24 protein-coding genes, 1 tRNA gene and 1 pseudogene are annotated in these 21,675 nt (G+C 61.3%); 18 read left to right on the top strand and 8 right to left on the bottom strand.

Annotated elements, in window-relative coordinates; all coding sequences use genetic code 11:
* Positions 1–64 precede the first annotated feature (64 nt).
* The 13 genes from PROAA_RS11950 (at position 65) to PROAA_RS11890 (ending at position 12,648) form a co-directional block, all read left to right on the top strand.
* A complete protein-coding gene (locus PROAA_RS11950; protein WP_186411555.1) occupies positions 65–772 on the top strand; it encodes an FkbM family methyltransferase in 708 nt (235 codons plus the stop codon).
* Positions 773–875: 103 nt separating this feature from the next.
* A complete protein-coding gene (locus PROAA_RS11945; protein ID WP_186411554.1) occupies positions 876–2,267 on the top strand; it encodes a lipopolysaccharide biosynthesis protein in 1,392 nt (463 codons plus the stop codon).
* Positions 2,268–2,300: 33 nt separating this feature from the next.
* Positions 2,301–3,185 carry an FkbM family methyltransferase gene (locus tag PROAA_RS11940; protein WP_186411553.1) on the top strand — a complete coding sequence of 295 codons (885 nt, stop codon included), beginning with the start codon at positions 2,301–2,303 and terminating at the stop codon, positions 3,183–3,185.
* Between the two features lie 39 nt (positions 3,186–3,224).
* Complete coding sequence (locus PROAA_RS11935; RefSeq protein WP_186411552.1) at positions 3,225–4,037, top strand: glycosyltransferase family 2 protein; 813 nt, start codon at positions 3,225–3,227, stop codon at positions 4,035–4,037.
* Positions 4,038–5,894, top strand: coding sequence for an asparagine synthase (glutamine-hydrolyzing) (gene asnB, locus PROAA_RS11930; protein ID WP_186411551.1), 1,857 nt, complete (start codon positions 4,038–4,040; stop codon positions 5,892–5,894).
* Positions 5,894–6,832, top strand: a complete 939-nt coding sequence (locus tag PROAA_RS11925) for a glycosyltransferase family protein (RefSeq protein ID WP_186411550.1) — start codon at positions 5,894–5,896, stop codon at positions 6,830–6,832. The genes asnB and PROAA_RS11925 overlap by 1 nt, the downstream gene beginning before the upstream one ends.
* The gene (locus PROAA_RS19300; RefSeq protein WP_186411549.1) at positions 6,829–7,422 is read left to right on the top strand and encodes an acyltransferase; all 594 of its coding nucleotides are present in this window, start codon (positions 6,829–6,831) and stop codon (positions 7,420–7,422) included. The genes PROAA_RS11925 and PROAA_RS19300 overlap by 4 nt, the downstream gene beginning before the upstream one ends.
* Positions 7,423–7,427: 5 nt before the next feature.
* A complete protein-coding gene (locus tag PROAA_RS11915; protein ID WP_186411548.1) occupies positions 7,428–8,345 on the top strand; it encodes a hypothetical protein in 918 nt (305 codons plus the stop codon).
* A 21-nt stretch (positions 8,346–8,366) separates the two neighbouring features.
* Positions 8,367–9,221: a class I SAM-dependent methyltransferase gene (locus PROAA_RS11910; protein ID WP_222102240.1), complete on the top strand. Its 855-nt coding sequence runs from the start codon at positions 8,367–8,369 to the stop codon at positions 9,219–9,221.
* A complete protein-coding gene (locus PROAA_RS11905) occupies positions 9,218–10,165 on the top strand; it encodes an NAD-dependent epimerase/dehydratase family protein (RefSeq protein ID WP_186411546.1) in 948 nt (315 codons plus the stop codon). The genes PROAA_RS11910 and PROAA_RS11905 overlap by 4 nt, the downstream gene beginning before the upstream one ends.
* On the top strand, positions 10,162–11,334 hold the full coding sequence (locus tag PROAA_RS11900; RefSeq protein ID WP_186411545.1) for a glycosyltransferase: 1,173 nt from the start codon (positions 10,162–10,164) through the stop codon (positions 11,332–11,334). Before PROAA_RS11905 ends, PROAA_RS11900 begins: the two co-directional genes overlap by 4 nt.
* Positions 11,331–12,080, top strand: coding sequence for a glycosyltransferase family 2 protein (locus tag PROAA_RS11895; RefSeq protein WP_186411544.1), 750 nt, complete (start codon positions 11,331–11,333; stop codon positions 12,078–12,080). The genes PROAA_RS11900 and PROAA_RS11895 overlap by 4 nt, the downstream gene beginning before the upstream one ends.
* A gap of 7 nt (positions 12,081–12,087) precedes the next feature.
* Positions 12,088–12,648, top strand: coding sequence for a sugar transferase (locus tag PROAA_RS11890; RefSeq protein ID WP_186411543.1), 561 nt, complete (start codon positions 12,088–12,090; stop codon positions 12,646–12,648).
* A 258-nt stretch (positions 12,649–12,906) separates the two neighbouring features.
* Here PROAA_RS11890 and PROAA_RS11885 read toward each other — a convergent pair whose 3' ends face one another.
* The 3 genes from PROAA_RS11885 to PROAA_RS11875 all read right to left on the bottom strand — a co-directional run bounded on the left by PROAA_RS11885 (position 12,907) and on the right by PROAA_RS11875 (position 14,934).
* The gene (locus tag PROAA_RS11885) at positions 12,907–13,290 is read right to left on the bottom strand and encodes a MarR family EPS-associated transcriptional regulator (protein ID WP_186411611.1); all 384 of its coding nucleotides are present in this window, start codon (positions 13,288–13,290) and stop codon (positions 12,907–12,909) included.
* Between the two features lie 177 nt (positions 13,291–13,467).
* Positions 13,468–13,977: a PhaM family polyhydroxyalkanoate granule multifunctional regulatory protein gene (locus PROAA_RS19145; RefSeq protein ID WP_245664260.1), complete on the bottom strand. Its 510-nt coding sequence runs from the start codon at positions 13,975–13,977 to the stop codon at positions 13,468–13,470.
* Between the two features lie 153 nt (positions 13,978–14,130).
* Positions 14,131–14,934: a class I SAM-dependent methyltransferase gene (locus PROAA_RS11875; RefSeq protein ID WP_245664259.1), complete on the bottom strand. Its 804-nt coding sequence runs from the start codon at positions 14,932–14,934 to the stop codon at positions 14,131–14,133.
* Between the two features lie 190 nt (positions 14,935–15,124).
* On the opposite strand from PROAA_RS11875, the gene PROAA_RS11870 reads away from it, so the two are divergent.
* From PROAA_RS11870 to trmB, 4 genes are all read left to right on the top strand, one after another.
* Positions 15,125–15,198: transfer RNA gene (locus PROAA_RS11870), tRNA-Gly, on the top strand.
* 106 nt (positions 15,199–15,304) lie between these two features.
* Entirely contained in the window at positions 15,305–15,505 is a 201-nt protein-coding gene (gene thiS, locus PROAA_RS11865; protein WP_186411542.1) for a sulfur carrier protein ThiS, read from the top strand.
* A gap of 29 nt (positions 15,506–15,534) precedes the next feature.
* Complete coding sequence (locus tag PROAA_RS11860; RefSeq protein ID WP_186411541.1) at positions 15,535–16,329, top strand: thiazole synthase; 795 nt, start codon at positions 15,535–15,537, stop codon at positions 16,327–16,329.
* A gap of 2 nt (positions 16,330–16,331) precedes the next feature.
* Complete coding sequence (trmB, locus tag PROAA_RS11855) at positions 16,332–17,057, top strand: tRNA (guanosine(46)-N7)-methyltransferase TrmB (protein WP_245664258.1); 726 nt, start codon at positions 16,332–16,334, stop codon at positions 17,055–17,057.
* Here trmB and PROAA_RS11850 read toward each other — a convergent pair.
* A complete protein-coding gene (locus tag PROAA_RS11850) occupies positions 17,049–17,567 on the bottom strand; it encodes an energy transducer TonB (RefSeq protein ID WP_186411540.1) in 519 nt (172 codons plus the stop codon). The genes trmB and PROAA_RS11850 overlap by 9 nt on opposite strands.
* Positions 17,568–17,638: 71 nt before the next feature.
* On the opposite strand from PROAA_RS11850, the gene PROAA_RS11845 reads away from it, so the two are divergent.
* Positions 17,639–18,787 (top strand): ankyrin repeat domain-containing protein, encoded by a 1,149-nt coding sequence (locus tag PROAA_RS11845; protein ID WP_186411539.1) that lies wholly within the window; start codon positions 17,639–17,641, stop codon positions 18,785–18,787.
* A 10-nt stretch (positions 18,788–18,797) separates the two neighbouring features.
* On the opposite strand, the gene hemW is transcribed toward PROAA_RS11845, so the two are convergent.
* From hemW to PROAA_RS11825, 4 genes and pseudogenes are all read right to left on the bottom strand, one after another.
* Positions 18,798–20,057: a radical SAM family heme chaperone HemW gene (hemW, locus tag PROAA_RS11840; RefSeq protein ID WP_186411538.1), complete on the bottom strand. Its 1,260-nt coding sequence runs from the start codon at positions 20,055–20,057 to the stop codon at positions 18,798–18,800.
* Entirely contained in the window at positions 20,057–20,656 is a 600-nt protein-coding gene (rdgB, locus tag PROAA_RS11835) for an RdgB/HAM1 family non-canonical purine NTP pyrophosphatase (RefSeq protein ID WP_186411537.1), read from the bottom strand. Before rdgB ends, hemW begins: the two co-directional genes overlap by 1 nt.
* Positions 20,653–21,369 (bottom strand): ribonuclease PH, encoded by a 717-nt coding sequence (gene rph / locus PROAA_RS11830; RefSeq protein WP_186411536.1) that lies wholly within the window; start codon positions 21,367–21,369, stop codon positions 20,653–20,655. The genes rdgB and rph overlap by 4 nt, the downstream gene beginning before the upstream one ends.
* A gap of 8 nt (positions 21,370–21,377) precedes the next feature.
* A pseudogene (locus PROAA_RS11825) lies at positions 21,378–21,675 on the bottom strand (serine/threonine-protein phosphatase); the annotation flags it as partial.

Below are 21,675 nucleotides of genomic sequence, written 5' to 3'. Positions count from 1 at the left end.
ATACATGGGGTAACCAGTGAAAGCCATTGTCAAGGCACTCATCCGAAAAGCCGGTTTCATCGCGATGAGGCAATCCTCCCGCGTCTATCTACCCGAGGACGACTCCTATCGCGTTGCCCTCGAACAGTGCGCTGGTGACGCCCCTGTGATTATAGACGGCGGGGCGCACAAGGGCGGTACGGTGGACGCTTTCCGCGCCATCGCACCGAGTGCCGAGTTCCATTGCTTCGAGCCTGACGCCACCCTTGCCGCCGATTTGCTGGCCAGGTTTGCCGGCGACCGCCATGTTCATGTGATCGCCGCCGCACTTGGCGAGGAGCCTGGCACGGCCGTGTTCAACATCAACGTATCCCGGCCAACCAACTCGTTGCTGCCTGCCGCCGAGGGTCTGCAGTCCGATCTGCAGGGGCTCTGCCAGACCGTCGAGAAGGTCGAGGTGGCGGTGACGTCGATTGATGCCTATTGCGCACAGCAAGGCTTGAGCCGCATAGACATCGTCAAGCTCGACCTCCAGGGTTACGACTACCGCGCATTGGTCGGCGCGAAGAACACCATGCAGGCGGCGCGAGTGGTGCTGGTGGAAGTCCTGTTTACAGAGATCTACCGGGGCTGTCATCTCTTTCCGGACGTACTCGGCCTGATGGCCGAGTACGGCTTCAGGCTCTTTACGCTGTCCGGTATTCACTACGGCAGTCGGGCCGAATTGCTATGGGCCGATGCGATCTTCGTGAGGGACGAGCGGCGCACTGGCGCCGCAGCGGCGGCGGCCTAGCCGCGGCGCCAGAGGCTGCGCCGTGGCGGGCTTGCATTTTCGAAACGCGAGTTGGAGCGGTCTGGCTGCCAGCATAAAGGCGGCGGCCGGCCTATTGAGTGCGTTGCTCGCCATTCGCCTGCTCGGTGCCGGCGACTATGGCCACGTGGCCACCTGGCTGTCGCTGTTCGTGCTCTACCTATCGCTGAATTCGAGCGCGTTTACCATGCTCGTCGTGAGGTTGATGGCGGCCGGAAGCGACGCGGTTCCGATCGATCGAGAAGCTGCGACGGCGGCCGCCGTGAAGTTCAGCATTTGTTCGCTGGCCTTCCTTGCCGCAGCAACCGTATTGCTGAGCGCATTGGTCGTCCGACTGTCGCTGGCGGGCGGCGAGCCGCCTGCGGGATTCGGCACGGTCATCCTATTGATGGGGCTGCTGACTGCAATCCAGATCGGCGTCGCCTTGCAGGCAGCGATCATCGAAGGAGCCGGACGGCTCGACCTTGCCACTAAGTGGCAACTGGTGGGTCCGCTGGCTGTCGTGGCAGTACTCGCGACCAGCTTCGTCACCGGAATCGCCTTCAGGGCCGATGCCTACCTGACCCTGCTCTGTGTTGGTGGGGCCATCGACATGACCCTGCTCTGGAACGCCAGGGGCGCACTTGGATTGAGCTTGTCGTTATCGGCGTCGCTTGCCGGAAACTCCAGTGGTGTGCTGCAGTTGCTGCGTTCGGGCGGGCTCCTCCAGGCCACTTCGCTGCTCAACGTCTTCCTCGAACCAGTGAACAAGTTTCTGCTCAACCACTTCACCGGATCGGCCTCGGTGGCCATCTACGACCTGGCGATGAAGGTGATCTGGGGCATTCAGCATCTGGTCGGCGCCGCGATGAGGGTCTTCCTGCACATCGGCAGCCAGGACAGTTCAGCCGTCGGCAGAACCTTCGTCAAGGCGATCGCCCTGCTGGGCGTTCCGGTGGTGACCATGCACACCGCCGGCACGCTTTTTCTGTTCGGGGTGGCGCGCTACTGGATGGCGATCGATGGCACGCAGCTGATGATACTATTCGGCGTCGCGACGATTTCCAACCTCGGGATGATCTTCGTCACGCCTCTCTATCTGAGCCTGATCGGACGCCACGACCTGATTTTCATCTTCCGCGTCCAGGCCCTGCTGGCGGTTGTCAATGTGCTGGCGTCGTGTGTGGCCATACCGCTGTTCGGCCTGGTCGGCGCAGCCATCGGCCTGTTGGTGGCGACGGGGCTCAATGTCGTCGCCATCTATCTTCGCTGCCGGATCGAGGCCGAGGTGTTCAACAATCCGGAAGTCCCGCTGCTGCGGACGAAACGTCGCGTGGTCCTGGCGATAGGCCTGTTGGTGGCGTCGATTGCCTGGGCGACAACCGGCGGTGGCCAGCCGCTAGTGCTCCTCGCCATCCTTGCCGGCCTGGGTGTGATGATGGCAGGCGAGCCGTTGGTCAGCAGAATGATCGATCAGTTCATTCCGGGACGCACTTGAAACTAGCGAAAGCAGCGTGACGAGTCAGACAAGATGAATTCAGCGATTAACCAATTGGACAACACCCACAGCAACAGGCGGGAACGCCTGTTCCCCTTGATCTGGAGCTTGCTGCTGCCCATCCGTCTCTATCTGAGTTCCTTTCCTGTGCAAAGGGGAAAAGGCATTCTGCTGCGGCATGTCGTCACGCCTTTGCTGCCACCGCCGGGCGCGGAGTTTGAATTGCGGCTCCCCGGTGAGGTGAGAATCGCGCTCCGCTATCGCGAGACCTTGGGCTTGTCGAGTCTGCTCTATGGCACGTTCGAGCTGGCGGAACTCGAATTCGCCCGGAGTCGCCTGCGTCCGGGCGACGACGCGATGGACATTGGTGCCAATGTCGGCATCTTCTCCGTTGTCATGGGCGCCGCCGTGGGCCGGTCGGGCCGCGTATTCGCGTTCGAACCGGCGCCGGGAAACATCGTTCGCCTCAAGAAAAATCTGGAGCGCAACGGTCTCGATCACGCGCAGTTGTTCCCTTGTGCCCTGGGGGAAGCGGATGGCCAGATGACGCTTCATCTGGCGACGGATCCGGCCTACCCCTCGCTGCTGGAGGTGCAATCGGGCTTGGCCGACGGTACCAGCGTATCCGTTCCTGTGCGTCGTCTGGACGCCGTCTGGGAAGAAGCCGGCAGGCCGCGAATCGGTTTCGTGAAAATGGATGTCGAGGGGGCCGAGGCGGCCGTCATTCGCGGCGCCACTGGCCTGCTGGGCACCTGCCACCCGACGATGCTGATCGAGGCGAATTCAGCCGAGCAGCTGGAAATCCTGCGCGACTTGCTTGCCCCGTTCGCCTACCAGGTCGAACAGCCGGCCGGCTTCGCGCCGCATAATTTCGTCTTTTACCACCCGCAATCTGCGGATAGCAGGGAACCGGTCTGATGTCCATGCCAGCATCCGCGCTATCGTTTGCGAGCGGTCATGGCGACTAGTCACCCGCGCATATCGGTGATCACGCCGAGCTTCAACCAGGCGGAGTTCCTCGAACGCACGATCCGTTCGGTTCTCGACCAGGGCTACCCGAACCTCGAGTACATCGTGATTGATGGCGGCTCGGCGGACGGCAGCGTGGAGCTCATTCGCAAGTACGCCGATCGTCTTGCCTACTGGGTGAGCGAGCCGGACCGAGGCCAGGTGGACGCCATCAACAGGGGTCTGCGCCGGGCAACCGGTGAATGGCTGTGCTGGCAGAATTCCGACGACATCTTCTTTCCGGGGGCGTTCGAACAGTTGGCCGAAGCGGCGGCCGAACACCCGGCGGACGGCCTGATCATCGGCAACATGATGCTGATCGACGAGATGGACCGGCCCTTGCGCGACCTGCACTACGTCACGCCCGATCACGGCGCGATGCTCGCCGAGGGCATGTTGCTGGCCAACCAGGCGGCATTCTGGCGGCGCGATGTGCAGCAGCGTATCGGACTGCTCGACGAAAGCTATCATTGTTCCTTCGATTACGACTGGTTCCTGCGGCTTACCGCGGCCTGTCCAGGCCGGCATGTCAATCGAACCTGGGGCGGACTGCGTCTGCACGGGGCGACGAAGACCGCGAATCAGGCAACTCGTTTCACCGAGGAGAACCGTCGCATCCTGGCTGGGCGCGAGGTGCCTGGCTGGAGGCGCCGACTCTACATGCTGCGCCGCCTTGGCCAGATGCTCGGCCGCGGCGAGCTGGGCTACGTGCTCCGCGGTATGGTGCGTCGTGCTGGCGGCGCCGACGGAAAGGGCGCCTGAATGTGCGGCATCCTCGGCTGGATCGGTACGGCCGCTCCGCTGGACAAGGAGCGATTCGGCGAGGCCTTGGATCTGCTCGCCCATCGCGGACCGGATGATCGCGGCATTGTCGAAATGCCCGGTGTGCTCCTGGGCCACCGGCGTCTATCCATCCTCGACCTGTCGCTCACCGGCCATCAGCCGATGTTGGAACCGGAATCCGGGGCTGCCATCGTCTTCAACGGCGAAATCTACAATCACGTTGAGTTGCGCAGCGAACTGGCGAGCCTAGGGCATTGCTTCCTTGGCACGTCCGATACAGAGGTTCTGCTGCATGCGCTGCTGCACTGGGGCGACGATGCGTTGGCCAAGCTGAACGGCATGTGGGCTTTCGCCTTCTGGCATCCGCAAAGGCGGCGCTTGTTGCTGGCGCGCGACCGCTTCGGCGTCAAGCCGCTCTACTATCGCCTAGGGCCCGAAGGGCTGGCCTTCGCGTCGGAACCCAAGGCACTTCTGCAGTTGTTCCCCCAGCATCGCCAAGTCTGCCGTACGGCCCTACTCGATTTTCTCGCCAATAATGCACTCTATGCCGGCGATCAGTCGTTCTACGAGGGTATCCGCATCCTGCCGCCAGCCCACTTTGGCGTGCTCGAAGGGGGGGGGTCGCTGCGCCTGCAAGCCTACTGGACCTACCCGCCTGGCGAGAGTGAGGATCTGGCAGCCGACGAGGCGGTCGCCCAGTTCGAAGCACTGTTCGATGACGCGGTACGGCTGCGCCTGCGCAGCGATGTGCCAGTCGGCCTGACGCTGAGTGGTGGCCTCGATTCGACCGCCATCCTGGCGGCAGCCAGCGGTGGCGGCGCGCAAGCGATGACTTGCTTCACATCCGTATACAGCGCCGACAATCATGGTGAGCTCGAGTGGGCGCAGCGTGCCTGCCAACCGGTCGGCGCCGGTCTCATCCCGGTGTCGGCACCGCAGACGTCGTGGCTGAACGTCATGCGCGACGTGATCTGGCACATGGACGGGCCGGGCTACTCTCCGGCCGTCTATCCCCTGTGGTGCCTGATGCAGCGTGCCCGCAGTGAAGGTGTTCCGGTGCTGCTCGAAGGACAGGGTGCCGACGAGAGCCTGGCTGGATATCCGCAGTACGCGGCTCTCGAACTGCTCGCTTACGCGCGCGGTGCTCATCCCGAAGGCAGGACGCTGGCCGGCCTGCTCGGCCGCGTGCGCGCGATGCGCGCCACCTTCTCGCTGCGCTGGGCAGCCGCGTGGATGCTGCGCGAATCGTGGCCGGGGCTGGTGAGCTGGCGGCGGCGGCGCGTCGGCTTCCAGTCGCTGCTACGCCCGGGCATCGTGGCGCCGCCGGCATGCGGCATGGAGCGAGGCGACCGCGGCGACCCTGTCCGCGCCCGTCTCCTTGATGACCACGCGCGGGCGATCCTGCCCGGCTTGCTGCATTACGGCGACGCCATCAGCATGGCCCACTCGATCGAGTCCCGTCATCCCTTCATGGATTTCCGCCTGGTCGAGTGGATCTTCCGTTTGCCAACGCGGTGGAAGCTGCACGACGGCGAGACCAAGTGGGTTCTGCGCGAGTACCTGCGCAGCCATGACCAGGTGGCGATCGGCAACCGTCGCGACAAGAAGGGCTATCCGACGCCGGTTGGCGACTGGCTGGCGTCGGAGCAGGGGCGCGAAATCGAGGCCCTGCTTCTCGATCGCCACAGCTTGCTGCACGAATGGTGCGATCCGTTCGCCATCAAGGACCTCATCGAGCGCAACCGCCACGGTGCGATGGGCGCCGAGCATCATCTGTACAAGCTGGTTTCCACTCAGATGTGGCTCGCCACGTGTATCGAGGGGGGAGGGAATTGATGGCAGCGCCCATCGTCGTATTTGCCTATCGTCGCCCCGAACACCTGCGGCGCACACTGCTCAGCCTGATGGAGTGCGAGGGCTTCGCCGACAGCCCCGTCATCGTCTATTGCGACGGACCGAAGAGCGCCGAAGAGCGGCCAAGCATCGAGGCCACCCGGCAGGTGGCTCAGGACATGCTAGGCAGTGGCGCCGAATACCATTTCAGCGAGGCCAACCGGGGCCTGTCGCGCTCGGTCATCCGGGGCGTCAGCGAAGTGACGCAACGCTTCGGGCGGGCGATCGTCATCGAGGACGACCTGTTGCTGGCGACGGGCTTCCTGGTCTACATGAATTCGGCTCTCGACCGGTATGCCGACGACCCGGAGGTTCATCAGGTTTCGGGTTACATGTTCGATGTACCAGAGTTCGCCGGTCAACGCGACGCGCTGTTTCTGCCGCTCACCGTGTCCTGGGGCTGGGCGACGTGGCGACACGCGTGGGTTGCCTTCGACCCCGAGGCCTCGGGTTGGGAGCGGCTGCTCAGCGACAGGGAGCTGCTGCTGCGTTTCAATCTCGCGGGGGCCTACGATTATGCAGCCATGCTGGAGAACCAGATGACGGGTCGTGCCAACTCCTGGGCGGTGCGTTGGTACTGGACGGTTTTCCGCGGCGATGGCCTGGTGCTGTTTCCGCCGCGCAGCCTGGTCGACAACGCCGGCATGGACGGGTCGGGTACGCACGGCCGTGGCCGGATGACCAGCTTCGGGGGCGAGCAGCGCACTCCCGCCCAATCGGGCCCGATCGGGATGCCGGTGGACGTGGCGGTGGACCCGGCGCAATTCGCACAGGTTCGCGCGGCGATCTGGCGCCAGAACGGTGGCTGGCTCGGTCAGGCGAGGAACCACTTGCGCCGCCTGTTGAAGCAGGCCTCGCGGCGAGCGGGGTCGCAAGGATGAATCTGCGACTTCTCTTGCGGCGCCTCCTTGGTCGCGGAGGTTTCGAGGCCGGGCATGGCACGGTGCTGGCGCGATCGGCGCGGATCATCGACACCGGCCGGCGTGGTGGTGTTCGCATCCGCATCGGTTGCCAATCGCGCATCGAAGGACAGCTGCTGGTGTTCGCGCACGGTGGCACAATCTCGGTTGGCGACTGGTGCTTTGTCGGCCCGGGGACGTGCATATGGTCAGGTGCGTCGATTAAAATCGGCGATCGCGTAATGATTTCCCACAACGTCAACATCTTCGACAACCTTACTCACCCGCTCGACCCCGCGCGGCGGCACCTGCACTTCCGCCATATCATCGAGCAGGGCCATCCGCAGGACATCGATCTGGGTGATCGGCCTGTCGTTATCGAGGACGACGCGTGGATCGCGGCGTCGGCGACGATTCTGCGTGGCGTGCGGATCGGGCGCGGCGCGATCGTCGGCGCCGCAGCGGTAGTTACCCGGGACGTGCCGCCGATGAGCGTCGTTGCCGGCAATCCGGCTCGCATCGTTCGGCATCTTGACCCGATTGACAATGGCCTTGCGGCTCTAGGACAGTGAAAGCGATGAACAGCAGCTTCAAGAGGGTTGTGGACTGGATGGCACGCCTGGCGCGGCTCGACCGTCAGGTGGACGACATCAAGATCAACCAGGGGCGGATCCTGGCCGGGCTCAATCGCGACCGTTGTTACGAGCGGATCAGCGACTACGAGTTCAAGGTCTTCTCCCAATGGGGAGAGGACGGGATCATCCAGCATCTGGTAACTCATCTGGAGATTCCCGACCGAACCTTCATCGAGTTCGGCATCGAGGATTTCTCCGAGTCGAACTGCCGCTTCCTGATGATGAAGGACCACTGGCAGGGCTATGTCATCGATGGTAGCGAGGCGAACATCCGTCGTCTGCGCTCCTCTTCCTACTACTGGCGCTATCCGCTGACCGCGAAGGCCGCTTTCATCACCCGCGACAACATCGACGCCCTGTTGCAGGAGAGTGGCTTCGCACCGCGGCCGGGGCTGCTGTCCGTCGATCTCGATGGGGTCGATTGGCACGTCCTCGACGCTTTGCGAGACTGGCGACCGAGCGTACTGGTGGTCGAATACAACGACGTCTTCGGTTTCGATCGTGCAGTTTCCGTTCCCTACGATCCGGCATTCGTTCGCGCCGGTGCGCATTTTTCCAATCTCTACTGGGGCGCCAGCCTTCCCGCCTTTGCCCACCTGGCGAACGAAATGGGGATGGCCCTGGTGGGTGTGAATGCTGCTGGCAGCAACGCCTTCTTCGTTCGCCGCGAGCTGCTGAACGAGGAGGTAGCGGAGGTGATGATGGAAAGCTGCCGGCGTCCCGCCAGTTTCTCCGACAGCCGCGACGCCGGCGGACAGCTGACTTTCGTCCGTGGCGCCGCGCGTCGTGCGGTCATCGCCGACATGCCGCTACTGGATGTCGTCAGTCGTGCCGCGCTTCGCGTCGGCGATCTGCCGTAGGTGGCATCGGAGCCGATGGCCATGGAATCTCGACCCTTCGCGACCTGGGATGAGGCAGTACGCTGGCTGCGGACGCAGCCGGACCGGCAGGCGCTCGTGCATGACGCCTACTATGACGATCCCCTGATCGGCGCCGCCGAGCGCTACCGGCAGAGCGACGAGTGGCGAGCGGTATGCGAACTGCTGCCGCCACCGGGAATGGCGCTCGACGTCGGCGCAGGCCGCGGCATCGCGAGTTATGCGCTGGCCCACGAAGGTTTCGTGGTGAGCGCACTCGAGCCAGACGACAGCGATCTGGTCGGCGCAGGCGCGATTCGCTCTCTCGCACAGGAGTCCGGATTACCGATCACCGTGGCCCAGGACTTTTCCGAACGGCTGCCCTTTCCGGACGGGACTTTCGATGTCGTCTTCGCCCGTGCCGTCCTTCACCATTCGCGCGACCTGGCGGCGGCCTGCCGCGAGTTTGCGAGAGTGCTGCGACCTGGCGGGCGGATCCTGGCGGTTCGCGAGCACGTGATTTCACGGCACGCCGACAAGCAGGCCTTCCTCGACGCCCATCCGCTGCATCGGTTGTATGGCGGCGAGAACGCCTTCCTGTTGTCCGAGTACGTCGGGGCGCTGGAACAGTCGGGTCTGCGCTTGCAGCAGGTGCTGGATCCGTTCGAGAGCCCGATCAACTTCGCGCCCTACACGCTGACCAGCCTGCACGCCGAGATTGCGCGGCGTGCAGGCCTCGTCCTGCCTGGTGCGGGGGGGGGCCTGTCGAAACTGCTCGCACTGCCTGCCGTGTGGCCCGTGGCGCGGCGCATCCTCTCGGCATTCGACCATCGCCCTGGGCGACTGTATTCCTTCGTCGCGGCAAAGGCTGCACCATGATCGTCTGGATCTCGGGAGCGAAGGGATTCATCGGGCAGCACCTTGCCCGCTATCTGGTGGCACGGGGTGACACGGTACTCGGCCTTGGCCATGGCCTGTGGCCCGAGGCCTCGGTCGAGACGGGTCTGGCGTACTGGCTCAACGGCGAGGTTTCCGGCAGCAACCTAAACAGCCTGCGCATCGCGCGTGGCCTGCCTGACCTCGTCGTTCACCTTGCGGGCGGATCTTCGGTCGGCGTGGCCATGGCCAATCCGCGTGAGGACTTTTTGCGCACCGTCGCGACGACCGCCGAACTGCTCGAATGGCTGCGGCAGGAGGCGCCGCGGACGCGGCTGGTGGCGGTGTCCAGCGCGGCCGTCCATGGTACCGGACACGCGGGGCGCATCGCCGAATCGGCGCCGACGCGGCCGCTGTCGCCCTACGGTTACCACAAGCTGATGATGGAGCAGCTGTGCCGCTCCTACGCCAGCTCTTATGGCTTGCCGTGTTTGGTGCTGCGGCTTTTTTCGGTCTATGGGCCGGGTCTGCGCAAGCAATTGCTGTGGGATTTGTGCCAGCGCCTGCAGGGCAAGCCGGCCAGCATCGAGTTGAGCGGTACGGGCGGCGAACTGCGTGACTGGACGCACGTTCAAGATGTGCTGCGGGCGATCGAGGTGACGTCAGAACTGGCCTCGCCCGAGATGCCAGTCTTCAACGTCGGCAGTGGTCGCGCGACTTCGGTGCGCGAGGTGGCGCAGACGGTGATCGCTGCCTTCGGCGAGGCTGGCGTCCGCAGTGAACTGAGCTTCAACGGCCAGGTTCGCGCTGGCGATCCGTTCAGCCTGGTGGCCGATCCGAGCCGCCTGCAGGCCCTCGGTTTCGAGTGCCACGTTTCGTCGCAGCAAGGGATCGCCGACTACGTGCACGACTTTCTCGCACCGGCGCATGTGGGGCGTAGCGGATGAGAGTGGCTTTTCCGCTGATCGGCGGTGAGGACTGGACGGGAGGACGCAATTACCTGTTCAACCTCGTGCGCGCACTGGCGCTTCGCTGCTCCGGCGCTGTTACCCCGGTGCTCTTCGTCGGTTCCGATGTGTCCGCCGACGAAACGGCGCCCTTCGCCGGACTGCCTGGGGTCGAACTGGTCAGCGCACCCGAGTTTGACCGGCAGCGGCGGTTGCGGTCGCTGGCGCTCGCCCTTGTCAGTGGCGCCGACGGACCGATCCGGCGACTGTTCGTGCTGCATCGCATCGAGGTGGTGTTCGAGGTCGCGCAGTTTTTCGGCGCTCGACTGGGTATTCCGGCGATCGCCTGGCTGCCGGATTTTCAGCATCGTCATCTGCCGCATCTCTTTTCGCGGGTCGCACGACTGAAGCGCGAGTTGGGCTTCCGCGCCCAGATCGCCGCTGGCCGCGCGGTGATGCTGAGCAGCAACGATGCTTGCCGGGACTGCGAGCATTTCTATCCTGCAACCAGGCAGCGCACGCATGCCGTGCATTTCGCCGTTCCGCCGCCGTCGCCGATGGGCCCCGAAGAGGCAAGAGAAGTAGCCGACAGCTACGGCCTGCCGCGGGACTTCTTCTACCTGCCGAACCAGTTCTGGGTACACAAGAACCACCTGCTGGTGGTGGACGCTCTCGCTCTGCTGCGCGAGCAAGGCCGCCGCGTGGTGGTGGCGGCATCCGGCAACACTCGGGACCCGCGCGCTCCGGACCACTACTTGCGGCTTGGCGAACGAGTCCGTGCGCTCGCTCTGGAGGAGGATTTCCGCCTGCTGGGGCTGATTCCCTACGCGCATCTGCGGGCGTTGATGCAGGCGAGCGCTGCCCTGCTCAACCCTTCGCTGTTCGAGGGCTGGAGCACGACCGTCGAGGAGGCGCGATCACAGGGCGTGCCCTTGATTCTGTCGGACCTGTCCGTCCACCAGGAGCAGGCCATGGGTGAGGCTGCCATCTTTGCGCGGTCGTCCGCATCGGCCCTGGCCGAGGCACTCGCCAGTTTCCGCCCCTTGTCGGCAGAGGAACGCGAGCTTCGCCGACAAGCGGCAGCGGCGGACGCGGATCGACGCGTTCAAGCCTTCGCCGAGGAATTCGTCGCCGTCGCAAGAGCTTGTTGCGCAGCAGGTGGCGCATGAAGGTGACGGTCATCACCGTGTGCCGCAACAGCGAGGAGACGCTGCCGGATACCTTGCGCTCGGTGGCCGAGCAGAGCCTGCCCGGGGTCGAGCACATCGTCGTCGATGGCGCATCCACCGACGCCACGGCCGAGGTGGTCAGGCGGCACGGCGATCATGTCGCGAAGTTCGTCTCGGAGCCGGATCATGGCATCTACGACGCGATGAACAAGGGCCTGTGCCTAGCGACCGGCGACCTCGTTGCCTTTCTCAATGCCGATGATCGCTATGCCGACGCCGGTGTGCTCGAGCGCGTTGCGCGGGCTGTCCACGATGAGGGACTCGATGCGATCTTCGGAGATGCGGCCTTCTTCCGGGTACCAGACCGGCATTCCGTCGTGCGTCGCTATCGCTCCGATAGATTCAGTCCGCGACGTCTCGCCTGGGGCTGGATGCCCGCACATCCCGCTTTGTTCATGCGCCGCAAGATCTTCCAGCGCGTCGGCCTTTTCCACACGGATTACCGGATCGCCGGCGATTTCGAATTCGTCGCGCGCGCATTCAAGGACGGCACCCTTCGCTACCGGCACCTGCCGGAGATCCTGGTCATGATGCGTTTGGGCGGCGTCAGCACGGCGGGCTGGCGCAGTACCTTGCTCCTGAATAGGGAAGTATTGCGGGCATGCCGCGAAAATGGGATACCCACCAACCTGATGAAGGTTTTGTCGAAGTATCCTATGAAGCTGTGTGAGTACTTTCTACTATGACACCACCATGAAGCGGTCGTTTGATCTCGTTCTGGTCGCCTGTACCGCAATGCTGCTTGCCTTGCCGTTCTGCTTGATTGCCCTACTGGTTCGCCTGACCTCCAGAGGACCGGCTCTGTACTGGTCCAACCGGGTCGGCAAAAGCAACAGAGTTTTCCGGATGCCAAAATTTCGCAGCATGCGCGTCGATACGCCGGCAGTGGCCACTCACCTATTGACCACTCCAGAGGCTTATCTGACACCGATTGGCTCCTTCCTCCGCGAGACTAGTCTGGACGAGTTGCCGCAGCTGTGGAGCATTCTGAAAGGTGACATGAGCTTTGTCGGCCCGCGACCGGCGTTGTTTAACCAAAACGACTTGATTGCGCTACGTACCGAGAAGGGTGTTCATGAGTTGGTCCCCGGTCTGACAGGCTGGGCGCAAGTAAATGGTCGCGATGAGTTGCCAATTCCCGAGAAGGTGATACTCGACGTGGAGTACCTGCACCGCCAATCGTTCTGGTTCGACCTGCGAATTCTTTGGCTAACGTTGGTCAGAGTCCTCCGCCGCGATGGCGTATCCCACTGACTTCAAGATGATTGAGTACTTACGACCACCAGTGCTCGACGCACTGCCTCTGTCGTTCGGGCGCTTCCATGTAGTAGCTGTCCCACAACTCACTCACCCGTAGCTGGCTATTCATTACATCAGCACACCGTGGGACTAAACGCCTGGTTTCTGGCTACACCCCCAGCGACAAGATCGTGGACTGGGTCTATCTGGAGCAGGAAGCTGAAGCGCTCGGTTTGGGTAGCCCCGTCGCCAGCAGGAGCTGGTAGGCGGAAATCAGTCTCCGGCACCAATCTGTTGCAGCGCGGCGTCAACATTTACATAACACTCGCCGCTACCCGTAGCCATCACTTCCCGTCTCAAGACTTCAATCTCTCGCTGCAAATCGCCATATTCACGCATCTTGCGCTGGAGAAAGCCTACGGTGATCCGCGTCTTTTCTTCGATTCCGCGGGGGGTCAGCAAGTAAGCATAGGCGAGCTTGTTACTAGCCTTGCGAACATTGTCTATCTTCACCAGCCCTGTTTCAACCAGAGCGCTCAAACAATAATTCGCTTTGCCGACGCTGATGCCCAAGTGTCTCGCCACATCGCGCTGGCTGATCTGCGGCTCTTCCGCAAGAAGTTTCAGAAATCTGTAACGAAGGTCATCGCTTAGCACGAAGTCTGCCCAAGTGCGTTCAACAATTGAACACACTACACGTAATCCCCACGGGATTCAATATCAGTGACGCGCACGAAACCCCGAGAATCAAGCATTCTTGCGCGTCTGAACCAGCGGCGCAGGGTAGTGCACTGTGATTAGCTTGAGGAGAACCAGCGAATTGCGCAGTCGCCTTCAGGACGAATTCTTGCTCGGCTTGTCGGAGGACTTTTCTGGTTCTGTCGCTGAAGCGACTTGCTTTTCCATCGCCTCCTGCATTTGCGTTTGGATTTGTTGCATCAACGCCCATGGCCACATGGTCGCCTGAAGCGCATCTCCCACGCCATCTTTTTCGCCGGGTTTAGCCGGCGGCTCGGAAACGGAGGGCTTGGTGGCAGTTGGTTTGGTAGCGGTGGGCTTGGTGAATGGGAGCGTTGGCATAGATCCCAAATCAGGCTTGATGTTGCTCATTTGTTTGACGGCATTGAGCGTGGTGCACTGCATTTCCAGCGTTTGGATGGTCATCTGCAACATCGACAGATTCATCTTCAACCAACCTTCAACCGCTTTCAGATCAACCAGCCGTTTTTCCAGCTCATTCACGTCGAAGGTCGGAGTGACCATCCCTGGCAGGGAAAAACCCATTTTCCCCCACAGGTTCTGAGCGAATTCCAGCGGATTGTTCGGGGGACTGTTTGTCGTCATGTTGTCGCTCCAATCGTTGTATGAGGAACTCCTAAGCGAAATACTTCGCTACCGGACTTGCCAAGCCCCAAGTCGATAGCGGGGCGTGTGGCTATCATAACCTCATTTAGGCTGAACCCAGTCTACGGGCGTTGTGCTCCAGAGTTGGCGCAGTCAGCGCCTGTAGCAATACAGCCGGGTTCCCCTGGCATCGTCAATCTCGATCACGTGCTTGGCTTCAACTCCCGGCACGGGAAAGCTGTTGCTAATGAAAAGACTCCCCGGATGCATCTCGCGCAAAACCTTTTCCCAGAGTGCAGGCATGGGGGCAGGAGAAAGAAAAGCGTAAACCACATCGTATTCAGCAAGATTTACGCGCCAAAAATCACCCCATCGCCAGTCGCAGTTTGTCAGACCGGCCGTCAACAAATAGCCGGCAAGCCAGGTCGCCGGCGCATTCTCGATCCCGGTGAACTGTGCATCCCGATGGAATCTGGCTAGCGGCCGCAGTACGCTACCGACGCCGGCACCCAGATCGATGAAGCGCGTGCCCGGACGCTCTGGGACCAGTGCGGCAAGAGCGGATGCAGTCTCGTTGTTCGAAAGGAAGAGGGGTATCTGACCAGTGACTGCACCGCGATATACAAGCAGCATCAGAATGAAAGCCAGCAAGAACCAACCCGGATCAATCGCCAGCGTGGCTACACCCCATCCCAGCGGGGCGAAAGATGCGTGGATCAACCGCCACCACCAGGGTTGGTGCGTGAGTATTGCGATCAGCAGGGCGGCCCCGCCGATGGCTGCAGCGGTTGCCGGCCAAGGCAGAACTTCGTCCCTGATGCCAAAGTAAGGCCACGCCAGTGAAAGCACGGCCAATGCAGCAGCGCCCTGTAATGCCAGTTGGCGCACATAGGAACGGGGCTGCGCGTTCTGATGAATCCCAAGATCAGTGCTGGGCTCAGTGGGCAGTGAAGGCAATACCTTGCTCCATAACTAGGATCGACATTGTATCCCGCTGTATCCCGCTCGTCAGACGGCGCCGCTTGCGTCGTTCGCCGCCTGGACTCTAATGGCCCTTGCCTATTATCGTCCACTCTCGAACGAATCCCGCACAGCGCTCGGAGTTGTGGAAGCAGGCCGAAGCATCGTAGAATGCCCGACTGCTTTTGCGGGCGTCGTATAATGGTAATACCCTAGCTTCCCAAGCTAGAGCCGTGGGTTCGATTCCCATCGCCCGCTCCAGTCACCTGGCACCGTTCAGCAATTGCAATCCTCGCTCCTTCGCAGTCCGGGTCGAAGACGGCTCGACGAGGCGACCGATCAGGCAGGGTGATAGAATCTTACCCCCATGGAAATCACAATCAATGGCGAGACCCGCCAATTCCCCGCCCCCCTAACGGTGGCTGCACTGGTCGAGGCGCTAGGCTATACCGGCAAGCGCATCGCTGTTGAATGTAACGGAGAGATTGTGCCGCGTAGCCGCCATGCCGACGTTGAGTTGGTTTCCGGTGACTGCATTGAGATTGTGGTCGCTGTTGGCGGCGGCTAGTTTATTTGCTGATGAGTGACGAAAGAACCATGAATACCCCAGAGCACAGCCTGACGATCGCTGGAAAAACGTACCGCTCGCGACTTCTTGTCGGGACTGGAAAATACAGGGATTTCGACCAAACGCGCGCGGCGATCGACGCATCGGGTGCCGAAATCATTACGGTTGCCATCCGACGCGTGAACATCGGCCAGAATTCCAGTGAGCCGAATCTGCTCGATGCGCTGCCTGTTTCTGAATTTACCATTCTGCCCAATACGGCGGGCTGTTTTACGGCCGAGGACGCCGTGCGCACGCTGCGCCTGGGACGGGAACTGCTCGACGGTCATTCGCTCTGCAAGCTGGAAGTGCTGGGGGATCCGACCAACCTTTTCCCGAATATGCCGGAGACACTGAAGGCCGCGGAAACGCTAGTCAAGGATGGTTTCGATGTGATGGTGTACTGCGCCGATGACCCCATACAGGCCAAGATGCTTGAGGAAATCGGCTGTGTCGCAGTCATGCCTTTGGCATCGCTGATCGGCTCCGGCATGGGCATTGTCAATCCCTGGAACCTGCGCTTGATCATCGACAATGCCAAGGTGCCGGTACTTGTCGACGCTGGCGTGGGGACTGCATCGGATGCAACCATTGCCATGGAGCTCGGTTGTGACGGCGTGCTGATGAATACCGCCATCGCGCACGCCAGGAATCCCGTACTGATGGGCAGCGCCATGAAGAAAGCCGTTGAGGCCGGACGAGAGGCTTTCTGCGCCGGGCGCATGGCGCGCAAATACTACTCGGCCGACCCATCATCACCGACCGTCGGACTGATTGGCTCCTGACCGTGAACGCGCTGTGTGAGAACTTGCATGCGGCAAATGAGGCCGACAAGGCGCCTCGTCACATTCGCAGCTACGTGCTTCGCCAGGGACGTGTTTCCAATGCCCAGCATCGCTACCACAAGGAGTTGATGGCCAGGATTGGTGTGCCGTATGCACCTGTGCAGATCGATCTGACAGCCATATTCGGACGCGCTTCGCCCTGCATCTTCGAAATCGGATTCGGGATGGGTGAAACATCGGCAGCAATTGCGGCAGCCAATCCGCAAAACGACTATCTCGGAATTGAGGTGCATACGCCAGGCGTGGGAAATCTGTGCAAGCTGGTCGCCGAAGCCGGACTCAGCAACCAGCGCATTATCCAGCACGATGCCGTAGAGGTCCTGCGCGACATGATTCAACCCGGCACCCTGTCCGGTGTGCATATCTTCTTCCCCGACCCATGGCCGAAGGCTCGCCATCACAAGCGGCGTCTGATCCAGCCACCGCTGGTTGCGCTGATCGCCAGCCGGCTCGCACCCGGCGCTTACATTCATTGCGCGACCGACTGGGAGGATTACGCCCACCAGATGCTTGAAGTCCTGTCAGCCGAACCTGTGCTGGAAAATACGGCGAAGGATTTTGCGCCTCGTCCCGACCATCGCCCACTCACCAAGTTCGAACAGCGCGGTTTGCGCCTGGGTCATGACGTTTGGGATGTTGTATTCCGTCGAAGGCATGAATTACTCTAGCCGGAAGCTGACTGGCAGGATGAGTTCGCGCGACGTAACGCCGGTGAGTTTGCCCATGGCGTAGGCCGCTTTGATGGCGGCGTTGTCAAGAATGGGGTGGCCGCTACTTGCGGCGATGACGACGTCTTCAACGCTTCCATCGGCAGAAAGTTTGAGGATTAGTCGCACTTCACCTTCAATGCCACGCGTGACGGCCTCGGGTGGATAATATACGTACTGCGACATTTTTCTCTGCGCTTCCTGAACCTCGCGTTTGACTAGAGCGTTCTTTGTTGGCGGTGCAGGGGCTGGGGGAGGCGTCTTGGCAACTTCTGGCGTGTCTTTAGTAGCGATTGTATCTTTGAGCAATGGCTCGGCAGGCGGCTCTTCCCGTTTTGGTGGCAGCCGCAAAGTGGCCTGAAGCGCCGGGCGGGGCGGGGCAACAGACAGGCGCTTCAGGATATCCGGAAGGAGCAGGCCGCCGTGCAGGACGAGCGAAAGCGCGAAAGCGGTTATCAGACGGAGTGACATCGACTTGCTATTGTGCAACAAAACCCGGCGTAACATTTTGTGGGGCGTCAAGATGATGGAGGATGTTTTCGATGCAGTTGATCACCAGAGGCAGTCGGACTTTGTTTGTTGTGCTGTTTTTGTTTGGCGGAGCGACGTGGGCAGCTCTGCCTGATCCCATTACCTTTAGCTGGGCGATCGAGCGGAATGATATCGGCAAGGTCACCGCTTGGCTGGATGAAGGCCTGAATCCTGAATTCCAGACCAATCAGCTCGGTTCGGGGCTGATGATTGCCGCCTGGCACGGAAACATCCCGATGATGACCCTGTTTCTTGAGCGTGGCGCCAATGTCAGGCGCGCCAATCGGAATGGTGAACAGCCGTTGCAACTGGCCGCATGGAATGGACATCTGGAAGCGGTGAAATGGCTGCTCGCTCATGGCGCGGTGCTTAACCGCGAGGGAAACCACTGGGGAGCGCTCCATTACGCCGTGTTCAATGGACACGAGGAACTCGCCAGGTACTTGATCGAACAGGGCGCAGAGGTCAACGCGCGTTCGCCCAATAAATCGACCCCGCTCATCCTGGCCGCGCGTGAAGGTCGTGAAGACCTGACCAAAACTTTGCTTGAATCAGGTGCCGATCCACGATCAAGGAACGATTGGGGTGACACCGCGCTGACGATGGCCATGCGTTACGATCATTATCGACTGGGTAAAATGATTTCGACGCCCGAAGAATTCTCGATTGCCGTCAAGGCGCCGAAGGAGAGCTTTGGCGAGGCCAGCAGATCGGGCTCAGCGCCGACCGAAATCGAGATGCTGCTGGCACAAATCCGCGAGGCGGAGGCCGAAGGGCGGCCGAGCGAAGCCTTGCACAAGCAACTGCTGGAGGCGGTCAATGCCTTCAGACGCAATGCAATGGCACGGAAGGCTGCAGCGCGCCAACAGATGCCCAGGTCCTATCAACCCAGTAGAACGCTCGTGATTACCGGCAAACGTGGCCGGCCGGGCGTTGAGCGGGCGCAAGTAATGGTCGATGGCCGGCCCGTCAATACGCTGGGCGCGCCAAAACCAGCCACCGGAGCTGCTTCGATCTCCATTACCCCGGTCAACAAGCGCGCAACGCAAGCCCAGATTGCCGAGCTGATGCGCCAGATACGCCTGGAGGAGGCGCAGGGCGGGACGGCAAACGATCTCAAAAACCGGCTTTACGAAGCTGTCGAATCGCTTAAGCAGTAGCGAGTAGTGCCTACGTCGGGCGCTCGACGAGGAACATCTCCAGCAAACGATTGAGATAGCGTCGTCCGCGATCCGTTGGCGCGATATGCCCTGGTTTGCGCTCGATCAAACCTTCATCTACAGCCCGGCGCAATTCGCTCTCGATGGTAATCAGTGGCAGCGAGGTGCGCAATTCGAAAAGCCGCGCGTCAAATCCTCGATTCAGACGCAGCGCGTTCATCATGAATTCGAAAGTAAGACCGGTAGTTTCGACCGAGAATTCCTCCTGCACGGGAGCGCCTTCTGCAACTTTCGCCATGTATTGTTTCGGTTGTTTCCAACGCATCTGCCGCAACACACGGTCGTGCAAGGTCAGTTTGCCATGCGCTCCCGCACCTATTCCCAGGTAGTCGCCAAAATGCCAGTAGTTGAGGTTGTGTCGGCATTGCCGCCCCGGCCTCGCAAAGGCTGAAGTTTCATAATGCGTGAAGCCGGCCGAGCCCACCGCTCCAGCCAGCTTTGCCTCGATGGCGTCCTGCATGTCGGCACAACGATCGGAATCGGGCAATATCGGTGGCGCTGCAGCGAAGGCTGTGTTTGGTTCAATCGTCAGTTGATAGCATGAAAGGTGCGGCGGGGAAAAGGCGAGCGCATTGTCCACATCGGCCAAAGCCTGCTCGAGCGTTTGGCCAGGCAACCCGTACATCAGATCGAGATTGAAATTGTCAAAGTGGCTGGCCGCAATCTCGATGGCGCGCCGGGCATCGCTATCACTGTGGATTCGCCCGAGCGCCTTGAGATGGCTCGGGTTGAAGCTCTGAATACCCAACGACAAACGGTTGATGCCGGCCTCGCGGAAAGCAGCGAATTTTTCAGCCTCAACCGTGCCGGGGTTGGCTTCCAGCGTGACTTCGGCATCGGGCACTACCGGCAGGAGCGTGCGGATGGCCGTGAGCAATTCATCGAGCGCCTGCCCGGACAGCAGGCTGGGCGTACCACCGCCGAAGAAGATGCTCGACACCTTGCGCCCCCAGACCAGCGGCAAGGCGGATTCGAGATCGGCAATCAATGCGCCGATATAGGCTGCCTCGGGGATGACCTCGCCTGCCTTCTGGCCGCGCACTTCATGCGAATTAAAGTCGCAGTAAGGGCACTTTCGGACGCACCACGGAATATGAACGTAGAGCGAAAGCGGAGGCGGGCTGCGAAATTCGAGTTTTCCTCCAGCCTGGCTCTGCGCCTTGCTCAGCGGAACAATCGGGATGACGCGTGCAGCGTTCCTGGCTGACATCAACGTCGGGTTTGCAGACGTTCGACGAGTCGCGCCAAGGCTTGCCCACGGTGCGAGCGGCGATTCTTCTCCTCGGCGCTGAGTTCTGCGGAGGTTTGGTCGAGCTCGCGGATGTAGAACAGCGGATCGTAGCCAAAGCCGTCCATGCCGCGCTCTGCGGCGAGAATCTCACCGTGCCATTCACCTTCGGCAATGATCGGCTGCGGATCATCAGCGTGCCGCACAAAGACGATTACCGCGACAAAATGGGCCCTTCTATCCGTGCGCTCGCCCAACTCAGCCAACAGCTTCGCGTTGTTACGCGCATCCGATTTTGGGTCGTCGGCCGTCGTCTGCGCGTAGCGGGCCGATTGCACGCCCGGCGCACCACCGAAAGCTTCGACGCACAAACCTGAATCGTCAGCGAGTGCCGGCAGGCCGGTCAGCCGTGAGGCATGGCGGGCTTTCTCCAAGGCATTTTCGACGAAAGTGCAGTGCGGTTCGTCCGTTTCCGGTACACCGAGCTGCGCTTGCGGAATAAGCTCCCAGCCGAGCGGCGTGAGGATCTCGCCGAGTTCCTTGAGCTTCTTGGTGTTGTTCGACGCAAGTACAAGCTTCATGCGACGAGTGCCGCTTTCTGTCGGGCAACCAGTTCATCAATGCCGGCTTCGGCAAGATCGATCAACTGTCCCATCTGTGTGCGGGTGAACGGCTCACCCTCGGCTGTCCCCTGAATCTCGACGATTCCCTTATCGCCGGTCATCACGACATTCATGTCGGTATCGCAATCGGAATCCTCAGGGTAGTCGAGGTCGAGTACCGGCACCCCTTTGTAGATCCCCACCGAAATTGCGGCTACGTGGTCGCGAATCGGGTTTTCAGGCAACTTGCCCTGGGCCACGAGCTGCGCACAAGCGGCACGGAGCGCTATCCAGGCACCGGTGATTGAGGCGCAGCGGGTGCCACCATCGGCTTGCAGAACGTCGCAATCGAGCGTGATCTGGCGCTCGCCCAGCGCTTTGAGGTCAGTCACAGCGCGCAGCGAACGGCCAATCAGGCGCTGGATTTCCTGGGTGCGACCGCTCTGCTTGCCTTTGGCCGCTTCACGCGCAGTGCGCGTGTGCGTCGAACGCGGCAGCATGCCGTATTCGGCAGTAACCCAGCCCTGTCCCTTGCCCCGCAGGAAGCCCGGCAACGACTCCTCGACACTGGCGGTGCATAGAACCTGCGTATGGCCCATTTCGATGAGCACCGAGCCTTCGGCGTAGCGGGTGAAATTGCGTGTGATGCGGACAGTGCGAAGCTGCGAAGACAGACGTTGGCTGGGGCGCATGGAAATTCCTATTTTGAGTACTTCTGGATGGTTGAGCGGATCTCATCGATTGCGCGCTCGATTTCATCCTCGGTCAATTCAGTCTTGTACTTCGGATTGCGTCCGAATTGGTCAAGCTTGGTCGTCACCGTGTCTCGTGACATCGTTTGCGTAGAAACGACACTGGAGGTGCTGGCTCCTTCTTCGACATAACTGTCTTCCCAGCGCACGACGACAATCGAGAGGTTGTCGGCGTTCGGCCCACCTCGGATATCCGCCTGGCCAAGCAGCATCGGCACCGCCTGCATCAGATTTTTCTCTTTCAGA

The sequence above is a fragment of the Candidatus Propionivibrio aalborgensis genome (assembly GCF_900089945.1).
GTDB classification, from domain to species: domain Bacteria; phylum Pseudomonadota; class Gammaproteobacteria; order Burkholderiales; family Rhodocyclaceae; genus Propionivibrio; species Propionivibrio aalborgensis.
Note: the sequence above shows the minus strand (reverse complement) of the source record. Positions and strands in the feature narration are given on the sequence as shown.